The sequence below is a fragment of the Vibrio bathopelagicus genome (assembly GCF_014879975.1).
GTDB classification, from domain to species: Bacteria; Pseudomonadota; Gammaproteobacteria; order Enterobacterales; family Vibrionaceae; genus Vibrio; species Vibrio bathopelagicus.
The window spans coordinates 3,341,804-3,353,018 of sequence record NZ_CP062500.1; the positions used below are offsets into that span (position 1 = coordinate 3,341,804).

Genomic DNA, 11,215 nt, shown 5'->3' on the forward strand with positions numbered 1-11,215 from the left:
TCTTGTAATTAAATTTCACTTTTTCTCTAAGTTTTGAAAAATTTACTTCTCCCGCATTTTTAAACCTAATAATTGCAAACTTAGAATGCTTTATTTGACTAGATACAGCACTTTTCGCTAGATTGTGTACTTAACAAGGAACAATGGATGTAATTTTTTTACGAGGCAGGATGACAATGAACGAGAAATACGCCGCTCTCAAGAGTAACGTAAGCATGCTGGGACGCTTGCTAGGTAACACAATCCAAGATGCACATGGTGACGTTATCTTAGAGAAAGTGGAGACTATCCGTAAACTTTCCAAATCCGCCCGCGCAGGCAACAAAGCTGACCGTGACAGCCTAGTTGAAGAAATCAAAAACCTGCCGAACGAACAACTCACTCCTGTTGCTCGTGCATTTAACCAATTTCTCAACCTCACCAACATGGCAGAGCAATACCACACCATCTCTCGCCACTGTGAGGAGCATGTTTGCGAACCAGACGTGCTGCAATCTCTATTTTCTAAACTCAATCAAAATGACATCAGCAAGCTAGACGCGGCTCAAGCCGTTCGCGACCTGAACATTGAACTCGTTTTGACTGCTCACCCAACAGAAATCACTCGTCGAACCATGATCAACAAGCTGGTTAAGATCAACGAGTGTCTGTCTAAATTAGAACTAAGCGACCTATCACACAAAGAACGTGTGAAAACAGAGCGTCGCCTAGAGCAGCTTATCGCGCAAGGTTGGCACTCTGATGTGATCCGTCAGCAACGCCCGACACCACTTGATGAAGCTAAGTGGGGCTTTGCGGTTGTAGAAAACTCTCTATGGGAAGCCGTACCTGATTTCCTACGTGATATGGATGGCCGACTAAAAGGCTACCTTGGTGAAGGCTTACCAATCGATGCACGTCCAGTTCACTTCTCATCTTGGATGGGTGGTGACCGCGATGGTAACCCATTCGTAACGCACACCATCACCAAAGAAGTACTGCGCCTATCTCGCTGGAAAGCCGCTGATCTGTACCTAGGTGACGTGAACGAGCTGATTACCGAACTGTCGATGACTAAGTGTAATGATGCCGTTCGTGAGCTAGCAGGTGATGAGCATGAAGCTTACCGTGCAATCCTAAAGAGCCTACGTACTCTGCTGAACAACACATTAGAAGTGCTTGACGCAAAACTGCACGACGCTGAAGTACCGAAGAAAGAAACACTACAGAACATCGACCAACTTTGGACACCACTTTACGCGTGTTACCAATCGCTGCACGAATGTGGCATGGGCGTAATCGCAGATGGTTCTCTGCTTGATACCCTACGTCGCCTAAAAGCATTCGGTGTACATTTAGTTCGTCTCGATGTTCGTCAAGAAAGCACACGTCACTCAGACGTCCTATCTGAACTGACTCGCTACCTAGGCATTGGCGATTACGACCAGTGGAGCGAGCAAGACAAGATTGCTTTCTTAACCAATGAATTAAGCTCAAAACGTCCACTGCTACCGCGCGACTGGGAGCCATCTGAACAAGTCAAAGAGGTTTTAGACACCTGTAAGGTGGTTGCTGCTCAACCTCGCGAAGCCTTTGGTGCTTACGTAATTTCTATGGCTCGTACAGCATCGGATGTGCTGGCTGTTCACTTGCTTTTGCAAGAATGTGGTTGCCCGTACCGCATGGACGTATGTCCATTGTTCGAAACGCTGGACGACTTGAACAACTCAGAAGCAGTAATGAAACAGCTAATGAGCATCGATTTGTACCGTGGCTTTATCCAGAACCACCAAATGGTGATGATCGGATATTCTGACTCAGCAAAAGATGCTGGCGTAATGTCTGCAGGTTGGGCGCAATACGACGCAATGGACAAGTTGGTTAAGGTTTGTGACGAAGAAGGCATTGAACTGACTCTATTCCACGGTCGTGGCGGTACGGTTGGTCGTGGTGGTGCTCCGGCACATGCTGCACTTCTTTCTCAGCCACCTAAGAGCTTGAAAGGCGGGTTACGTGTAACAGAGCAAGGCGAAATGATCCGCTTTAAGCTTGGCTTACCAGATGTTGCCGTAAACAGTTTCAACCTATACGCAAGTGCGATTCTAGAAGCGAACCTTCTGCCGCCACCTGAGCCAAAGCAAGAGTGGCGCGACCTAATGGAAGTGCTTTCTCAAGTTTCTTGTGAGGCTTACCGCAACGTAGTTCGTGGCGAAGAGAAATTTGTACCTTACTTCCGTCAAGCAACACCTGAGCTAGAGCTAGGCAAACTGCCACTCGGTTCTCGACCTGCAAAACGTAACCCGAACGGTGGCGTAGAAAGCCTGCGAGCGATTCCATGGATCTTCTCTTGGAGCCAAAATCGCTTGGTACTTCCAGCTTGGTTAGGTGCAGGTGAAGCAATTCAATATTCTGTCGATCAAGGGCATCAAGCGCTACTTGAAGAGATGTGTCGCGAATGGCCGTTCTTCTCAACTCGTCTGGGCATGCTGGAAATGGTGTACTCGAAGTGCAACATGGAAATTGCGAAGTACTACGACCAACGTCTTGTTGATAAAGAACTACTGCCGTTAGGTGAGTTACTGCGTGAACAGCTGCAAAAAGACATCAAAGCCGTACTAAATGTAGAGAACAACGAGAACCTGATGCAAAGTGACCCTTGGGGACTTGAATCAATTCGCCTTCGCAACATCTACGTTGAGCCACTAAACATGCTTCAAGCGGAACTGCTTTACCGTACTCGTAAGTGTGAAACACCACCTGCAGAGCTAGAAGAAGCACTAATGGTGACAATTGCAGGTATTGCGGCAGGTATGCGAAACACTGGTTAATCAGTGATTCCCACCATAAAAAGAACAAAAGGTCGCCATGTGCGGCCTTTTTATTTCGCCATATAACCACTAATAAGTATTTTGTCAGTTTTTTGGGTTATTTTGTCCATGTATTCTACTTTATGCTTATTATTTAGATATACTACTGCTCCGCTGCAGAAACACTCCAAAAAAATAATCTGCAGCAACTTGACCAATAAACTGGTCAACCTAGGTGATAAACGGCTTTGTAAGGTGACATAACCAACCGCCGAGTTGGTGCTACTTAGACATAACCAATATAACGTGCCATTAGAAGCACACTTGTTGTCTAAGTATTTGTTTACTGTTTACCATTTGGATTTCAGACATGTCATTACCACACGTAATTCTAACCGTTTTAAGTACACGCGATGCTACTGGTTACGATATCACAAAAGAATTCTCCGCAAGCATTGGTTACTTCTGGAAAGCTAGCCACCAACAAGTTTACCGCGAGCTAAATAAAATGGCTCAGAACGACCAAGTAACTTGCGTGCTTGAACCTCAAGAAGGCAAACCTGATCGTAAAGTTTACTCTATCACTGACGCTGGTCGTGGCGCTCTAGGTGAATGGTTTGAACAACCGACTGCACACCCAACGGTTCGTGATGAATTCTCAGCTAAGCTAATGGCTTGTGCTGTTCAAGCATCTGACCCGTACCGTGTACAACTTGCTGAGCTAGTAGAAGAGTCTCGCAAGCTGGTTTCTCACTACAAAGAGATTGAAGCAGCCTACTACGCAACACCATCAACGCTAGACAAGCAAGCGCGCCTTGAGCGTCTAACACTTCGTCGCAACCTACTCATCCGTGAAGCATGGATTGTATGGGCTGAAGAAGTACTGCTTGAACTTGGTGCTATCGCATAAACTAGAAGCTAGAAGCTAGAAGCTAGAAGCTAGAAGCTAGAAAAGTAAAAGGCTTGCACTCTTAGAGTCCAAGCCTTTTTTGTATCTGTAGGATTTGAGATTTTATCGCCGATGGCGTTTTATCAGAGCTTTTGAACTACAGCGCAGCAATTTGTGGACGAACGCCTAGCGTATGGCAAAGTGCGTAAGTCATCTCTGCACGGTTTAGCGTGTAGAAGTGGAAGTCCTTCACACCTTCACGGCTCAACGTGCGAACCATATCAATCGCTTGGCTCGCGCCTACTAACTGACGAGTCGTTGGATCATCATCCAAGCCTTCGAATTGCTTCGCCATCCAGCCCGGTACTTTTACGTTGTTCATTGCAGCAAAGCGAGAAGCTTGTTTGAAGTTAGACACCGGTAAGATGCCCGGTACAATCTCAACATCAACGCCAGCCGCCACGCAACGGTCACGGAAACGTAGGTAGCTTTCTACATCGAAGAAGAATTGCGTAATAGCACGGTTTGCGCCCGCATCCACTTTACGTTTTAGGTTAATAAGATCAGATTGAGCGCTCTTCGCTTCAGGGTGAACCTCAGGGAATGCCGCTACCGAGATATCAAAATCATGGCGCGACTTAAGCAGTTCAACTAGGTCAGAGGCATACATCTCTGGAGCACCGCCGCCAGCGGGAATATCACCACGCAGAGCAACAATACTTTCAATCCCATTTGCCCAGTAATCGTCGGCTATTTGAATCAGCTCTTCACGACTAGCATCGATACACGTTAAGTGTGGTGCTGCCACTAGGCCAGTTTGGTTTTTGATTTCTTTAATGATTGAGTGGGTACGATCACGTTCGCCCGAGTTTGCACCATAGGTTACCGATACAAATTTAGGTTGAAGTGTTTTAAGACGGTGAACAGAGTTCCACAGTGTTTCTTCCATCTTCTCACTGCTTGGTGGAAAGAATTCAAATGACACATTGATGTTGTCAGAAAGCTCAGCGATATTCTGATTCAAAGCGTCGATATGGCCTGCGTGTGTGTATCCCATCTTACTCTCCCTGTGGCAAAAGCAACCACTAAAAAATCTTAAATCCTTCAAACGACGTTTAGACGTCTATATGTCCATAGAATGTATTGAATACGATTTAATGTCAACAGATCGATTATGAATTTTTCTCAAGTAGATCGTGAGTAAAACTCAAGTCGATTGATGGGTCGCAAAGCAGAAATAATGTAGAAAAAAGGCTGAAAAACACATCGTGCTTTCAGCCTTATTTATCTTAGTGGATAGTATGCTATTTAGCGTTTAAAACAGACTAGACATTCTGTTTAGGTCCGACTGAATCGCCCCCGCTGTCACTTCACGACCGGCACCTGGGCCACGAATAACCAATGGATTATCTTTATACCATTTACTCTCAATCGCAAAGATGTTGTCGCAAGGCAGTAAGTTCGCCAGTGCGTGCTCTTTCGATAATGCCTCAACACCTACCGTTGCCTTACCATTCTTCTCTAAACGCGCTACGTAACGTAGAACTTTCTGCTGAGAATGTGCTTTTTCTAAACGTTCAGCCAACTCTTCGCTCAGCACAGAAGCCTTATCAAAGAAATCATCAACTGATAGGTCTTGCAGCTCTGCTGGTACCAGTGATTCCACTTTTACGTTTTCAGGTTCAATATCTAAACCCGATTCACGCGCCAGAATCACCAGCTTACGCATCACGTCTGAGCCGTCGAGGTCAGCACGAGGATCCGGTTCCGTCAGGCCTTGTTGCCACGCTAAGTCAACCAACTCACTGAATGGCACTGTGCCATCGAACTGTTGGAATAACCAAGACAAAGTGCCCGAGAAGATACCCGATAGTGCGATGATGTCATCGCCGCTTTCACGCAGGTCACGTACCGTGTGGTTAATCGGTAAGCCAGCACCTACTGTCGCGTTGTACAACCAATGACGGCTGATCTTAGCGAAAGCATCTTGAACTTGGTGGTAATACTCGCTTGATGCAGAACCGGCCACCTTGTTAGCCGAGATCAGGTGAATACCTTGCTGTGCGATTTGCAGATATTTTGCTGCAAGTACAGGGCTTGCGGTGACATCAAGTACCACTGCTTCATCGTAGCCCTGAATAGAGCCCAAACGCTCTAACCAGTCGTTACCATTGTTAGCAATCGCTTCGTCATCAAAGCGTTTACCAACTGAAGTCGCATCAATGCCTTGTTCGTCGAACCAATAGGTTTGGCTATCAACCACCGCAACCAACTCAAAGTTCATTCCACGGCGCTTTTCAAGTTCCGCTTTTTGCTCAGCAAACAGACTTAACCAACTTGAACCAATGTTGCCCTTGCCACATAAAGCAATCGCAACACGCTTCTGCGCTTGGAACAATTGAGAGTGAATGCCTTTCACTAGGCTTGATGTCTCACTCTTACGAATCACAGCCACCAAACTCAAGCCTGAGTTCGCTTCTGAAATGAATTCAACCGGCGAGCTCTTAAGTTGTTGGTAGAAACCGTAGCAATGATTCGGGTTTTTAGTCACCCCCGCACCCACCGCCGCAATCAGAGAGAAACCTTCTTTGAGCTTAATCTCAGCTTCAATCGCGTGGTCTTGTAGATATTCCAGAGCGCCACCAGCAATCTCTTCTGTGTAAGCAAGACGCAAGCAGTGCTGATCCGGTTCAAGCTCATAAGCAAGCGGCTCTAATTGAGCGCGCTTAAGCCCTTCCAGCACTTCACTTTCTAGACGGTCAAAATCATGGCCGTGACCAAAGGTCAGTTGCACGATAAGAACTTCATCCAAAGAGGTAATGATTTTTGCACCACGACCTGATGCCAGAACTCGCTCTATCTGTGTAGAGCCCGCTTCAGGCTGATAGCTGCAACGTAAGCTGAGATCCATAGCACTTTGTGCCACAGGCTGCAGCGTTCGGCTATGCAGCACGGGAGCGGCTAGGCGAGCTAGTTCGCTGGCTTCATCAAGACGAAGCAGTGGCAATAAACACGCATCTGAAACCAAACGTGGGTCGGCACTGTATACGCCAGCCACGTCACTCCAAATCGTCACACGTTCAACTTCAGCCAAAGCACCAATCACAGTTGCTGAGTAATCCGAACCGTTACGGCCGAGCAGTACCGTTTCACCTTCGCAGTTCTGAGCCATAAAGCCCGTAATCACCACGCGACAATGGGCATGCTGCGCTAGGGCTTCTTTAATCAGAGGATAAGAGCGTGCGCGGTCAACTTCAGGTTGAGCACCCGCTTCTGCACGTAAAAAGGCACGTGCATCTTGAGCAACCGCTTGTAAGTCATGCTGGCACAACAAAGTCGCCAACAAACGTGAAGACCAAACCTCACCATGACCAAGCACTTGCGCTTTCTGTGCTTCGCTCAAGGGAGCTGTGAGCTCACCCAAAGCGGTAAATTCTTGTTGGATGGTTGCCGTTAGTTGAGAAGCAACTTCACCTTCAAGCAATGCTTCAATCAGTTCAAGCTGGAACTGACGAAGGGTTTGTAGGCATTCATGAGCAATGCGGCCATCTTTGTCGAGCGCTTCAACAAACTCAATCAAACGGTTGGTAGTTTTACCTGCCGCCGATACAACGACTAGATCGGTTGCTGATGAGTATTCTCTAAGAATGTTGACCACGCGTTGGTAACATTCAGCGTTCGCTAAACTGCTACCACCAAATTTATGTAGCTGGCGAAAGGTTGCCATTATTAACTCTCCCCTTCAGCGATAAAGCCTTGTGTTTTTTCGAAGGCTTGCTTGAGATCGTCGATTAGGTCTTCTGCATCTTCAAGGCCAACAGAAAGGCGTAGTAGCTGTTGAGAAACACCCGCTTCTGCTAGAGCTTCTTCGCCCATCGCACGGTGAGTCATCGACGCAGGGTGACAAATCAGGCTTTCAACACCACCCAGTGATTCAGCCAAAGAAAATAGCTCTAACTTATCTACAAAATATTTAAGTGCTTCAAAAGAGCCCGCAAACTCAAAGCTCAACATGGAGCCAAAGCCCAACTGCTGTTTCTTGGCTATCTCGTGACCTGGATGTTCAGGAAGGCTTGGGTGGTAAATCGTACCCACCAGATCTTGTTGTTGCAGAGCCGTCAGAATTTCACGTGAACTTTCTTCGTGAACACGCATACGCGCACCTAGCGTACGAATACCGCGGAGCGTCATGTAGCTATCAAATGGTGTGCCGGTTGCACCAATACAGTTGCCCCACCATGCTAGTTCTTCAGCGTGCTCTTCAGTTTTCGTCACCACAACGCCACCAATAACATCCGAGTGTCCGTTGATGTATTTAGTGGTTGAATGAATAACAAAATCAGCACCCAGCTCTAAAGGCTTTTGGAACACAGGCGTCAAAAACGTGTTATCGACAGCAACCAGAGCACCCACTTCTTTCGCTTTGCGGCAAGTTTCTGCAATATCAACCACACGAACTAATGGATTCGATGGCGTTTCAATTAAGATCAACTTTGGCTTAAGCGCGATCGCGGCATCCAGCGCGGCTTGATCCGATTGATCAACAAACAGAACTTTGAAGTCACCTTTAAGTGAGCGTGTGTTAAACAGACGGTAAGTGCCGCCGTAGCAATCGTGTGGTGCGATAATAAGATCATCGCCACCTAAGAAAGCAGAAACCCATAAGTTAAGCGCCGAAGTACCACAGTTAGTAACAACCGCGCCTTTACCAGACTCAAGCTCAAACAGTGCCGTTTCTAATAAACCACGGTTTGGGTTACCAGAGCGGGTATAGTCATACTTTGGCACTTCACCAAAAGCGGGAAACCCATAGTTAGTCGAAAGATAAATTGGTGGGACAACGGCATGGTGTTGCGTGTCTGACTCGATACCAGTACGTACTGCGATGGTTGCTGGCTTCCGGCTGCTCATAGGTGCTTCCTTACAAGTTTTGCGTCTGAGAATCACAGCTGCTTGTCGGCATTTTGCGGCTGTGTTAGATATATGTTATTCACTTTACTTTCATAAACGTGAGACGTCAACACTTCTAGACGTCCATATGTCTTTGCTTATGGCAGTAAATCCCGCTAAAATCACCACTATTAATTTATTCTAACAACTAAAGTGATGAAGGTACGCAATGGCCGACTGGAATGGTGAATACATAAGCCCATATGCTGAGCATGGAAAGAAAAGCGAACAAGTAAAGAAAATTACAGTTTCTATCCCTCTAAAAGTGTTAAAGGTTCTTACTGACGAGCGCACTCGCCGCCAGATTAATAACCTACGCCATGCAACAAACAGTGAGCTACTGTGCGAAGCCTTTCTACATGCGTACACAGGCCAACCACTACCAACGGATGAAGACCTTCGTAAAGACCGTCCAGACGATATTCCTACTGAAGTGAAAAAACTGATGACAGAGATGGGTATCGAGTTCGAAGCATTTGACGAAGAATAACAATAACTCAGTCACTGCCTTCAATATTGATTCGCGATAACTGAACCCTATTTGTAACATCAACCACTACGTCCTCTATAACTGCGCAGTGAATGATAGACATAAAAAAACCGACTCCTAATGGGTCGGTTTTTTATTATTCTTTTTCACTCAATCGCGAAGCCGCAATCACAAGCGGCTACGCCATCCAGTGTCTATGCCATATAGTTAGCAGGCATCTCAATACGAGCAACGCCAGACTCAACCGCCGCTTCCGCTACTGCTTTTGCTACGCGAGGAAGTAGACGTGGATCCATTGGCTTAGGAATGATGTAACCTTTACCAAACTCCAGTGCAGTTTCACCCGCAGCAGCCAGTACTTCAGCCGGAACTTCTTCTTTCGCAAGTTCACGAATCGCTTTAACAGCAGCCAATTTCATTTCGTCATTGATTTCGCTCGCACGCACATCGAGCGCACCACGGAAAATGAATGGGAAACAAAGTACGTTGTTTACTTGGTTAGGATAATCACTACGGCCAGTACCCATAATAAGGTCAGAACGAACTTCATGAGCAAGCTCAGGCTTGATCTCTGGATCTGGGTTTGAACATGCAAACACAACGGGCTTATCAGCCATCAGCGTTAGTGCTTCTGCTGGTAACAGGTTAGGACCCGATACGCCCAAGAACAGGTCAGCGCCTTCGATAACATCTTCAAGCGTGCGCTTGTCCGTGTTATTTGCGAACAGCTCTTTGTATTCGTTTAGGTCATCACGACGAGTGTGGATCACACCTTTACGGTCAAGCATGTAGATTTTCTCACGCTGAGCGCCACACTTAATCAGTAGCTCCATACATGCTACAGCCGCTGCGCCAGCACCTAAACAAACGATCTTACACTCTTCCAGTTTTTTACCTTGAAGCTCAATCGCATTCAGCATACCCGCTGCCGTTACAATCGCAGTACCGTGTTGGTCATCGTGGAATACAGGTACATCACAACGCTCAATCAGGCGACGTTCAATCTCAAAACAATCTGGTGCTTTGATGTCTTCTAGGTTAATACCACCGAATGTATCTGCGATATTCGCAACCGTATCAACGAACTCATCGATTGTGCGGTGTTTTACTTCAATATCGATAGAATCTAAACCAGCAAAACGCTTAAACAGTAGCGCTTTACCTTCCATTACAGGTTTAGAAGCAATAGGGCCAAGGTTACCTAGGCCAAGAATCGCAGTACCGTTAGAGATAACAGCAACCATGTTGCCCTTACCTGTGTATTTATAGACGTTATCAACGTTCTGTGCGATCTCGCGAACAGGCTCAGCCACGCCAGGGCTGTAAGCAAGTGCTAGATCTTCTGCAGAGTTTGCAGGCTTCGTCAGTGCTACGGCAATTTTGCCTGGAATTGGGAACTCATGATAATCAAGAGCTTGCTGACGGAATCGTTCTTGAGGCGATAATTCTTGAGAGGATTGGTCTTGGCGGCTGTCTTCAGACATAGGTGTAGGTTCCTAGGATATTATTATTTGGGGGATCTTGTTCATGTTAATAGATGTACTTCAAAGTTCCTAGGTAGTTAAAGCCTCTGTCTCATTAAAAAACGAGATTTCACTACTAATAAGACCAGTGAGCAGTTGAAATTGCTATCGCTTGTTGAACTTTCAAGCGGATTTCTAGGAAGAGTGATAAAGGGGAAAGTAATGAAGCCAAACTCAAGTCGACAGCCTATCGTCGAGATAAACGGAGAGCGTTATAAAAATTAGTGTTTCCTCAAATTACAGGCAACAAAAAAGGACACCGAAGTGTCCTTTTTCATGTCTAAATAGCGAGAATTACTTCTTGCTAGAAAGAGCACCGAAACGCTTGTTAAAGCGATCTACACGGCCGCCTGTATCTACGATACGTTGCTTACCAGTGTAGAATGGGTGACATTTGTCACATACGTCTAGGTGAATACCATCTTTACCTAGAGTAGAGTTGAATTCGAATGTGTTGCCGCAAGAACAAGTTGCTGTTACTGCTTTGTATTCTGGGTGGATACCGACTTTCATGGGAAAACCTCAGTTAGGCCGTGTCGCTATACGATTCTATGCCGCACACCACACGTAGTTAAAA

General features: G+C 46.3%; 8 protein-coding genes. 3 read left to right on the top strand and 5 right to left on the bottom strand.

All coding sequences use genetic code 11. The features are described from left to right. The first annotated feature begins 170 nt into the window (after nt 1-170). Entirely contained in the window at nt 171-2,807 is a 2,637-nt protein-coding gene (gene ppc / locus IHV80_RS14990; protein ID WP_017091990.1) for a phosphoenolpyruvate carboxylase, read from the top strand. Between the two features lie 349 nt (nt 2,808-3,156). After that, nucleotides 3,157-3,696 (top strand): PadR family transcriptional regulator, encoded by a 540-nt coding sequence (locus IHV80_RS14995; RefSeq protein WP_017104637.1) that lies wholly within the window; start codon nt 3,157-3,159, stop codon nt 3,694-3,696. A gap of 136 nt (nt 3,697-3,832) precedes the next feature. On the opposite strand, the gene metF is transcribed toward IHV80_RS14995, so the two are convergent. From metF to IHV80_RS15010, 3 genes are all read right to left on the bottom strand, one after another. Then, nucleotides 3,833-4,732 carry a methylenetetrahydrofolate reductase gene (gene metF / locus IHV80_RS15000; protein ID WP_029223209.1) on the bottom strand — a complete coding sequence of 300 codons (900 nt, stop codon included), beginning with the start codon at nt 4,730-4,732 and terminating at the stop codon, nt 3,833-3,835. A gap of 258 nt (nt 4,733-4,990) precedes the next feature. Continuing rightward, nucleotides 4,991-7,402 (bottom strand): bifunctional aspartate kinase/homoserine dehydrogenase II, encoded by a 2,412-nt coding sequence (locus tag IHV80_RS15005; RefSeq protein WP_192889522.1) that lies wholly within the window; start codon nt 7,400-7,402, stop codon nt 4,991-4,993. A gap of 2 nt (nt 7,403-7,404) precedes the next feature. After that, the gene (locus IHV80_RS15010; RefSeq protein WP_192889523.1) at nt 7,405-8,586 is read right to left on the bottom strand and encodes an O-succinylhomoserine (thiol)-lyase; all 1,182 of its coding nucleotides are present in this window, start codon (nt 8,584-8,586) and stop codon (nt 7,405-7,407) included. A gap of 208 nt (nt 8,587-8,794) precedes the next feature. Between IHV80_RS15010 and metJ the strand changes: the two genes are divergently transcribed. After that, on the top strand, nt 8,795-9,115 hold the full coding sequence (metJ, locus tag IHV80_RS15015; protein WP_004729686.1) for a met regulon transcriptional regulator MetJ: 321 nt from the start codon (nt 8,795-8,797) through the stop codon (nt 9,113-9,115). Nucleotides 9,116-9,309: 194 nt separating this feature from the next. Here metJ and IHV80_RS15020 read toward each other — a convergent pair whose 3' ends face one another. Continuing rightward, nucleotides 9,310-10,599 carry a malic enzyme-like NAD(P)-binding protein gene (locus IHV80_RS15020; protein WP_102438466.1) on the bottom strand — a complete coding sequence of 430 codons (1,290 nt, stop codon included), beginning with the start codon at nt 10,597-10,599 and terminating at the stop codon, nt 9,310-9,312. A 333-nt stretch (nt 10,600-10,932) separates the two neighbouring features. Then, entirely contained in the window at nt 10,933-11,151 is a 219-nt protein-coding gene (gene rpmE / locus IHV80_RS15025) for a 50S ribosomal protein L31 (RefSeq protein WP_192889524.1), read from the bottom strand. Nucleotides 11,152-11,215 lie beyond the last annotated feature (64 nt).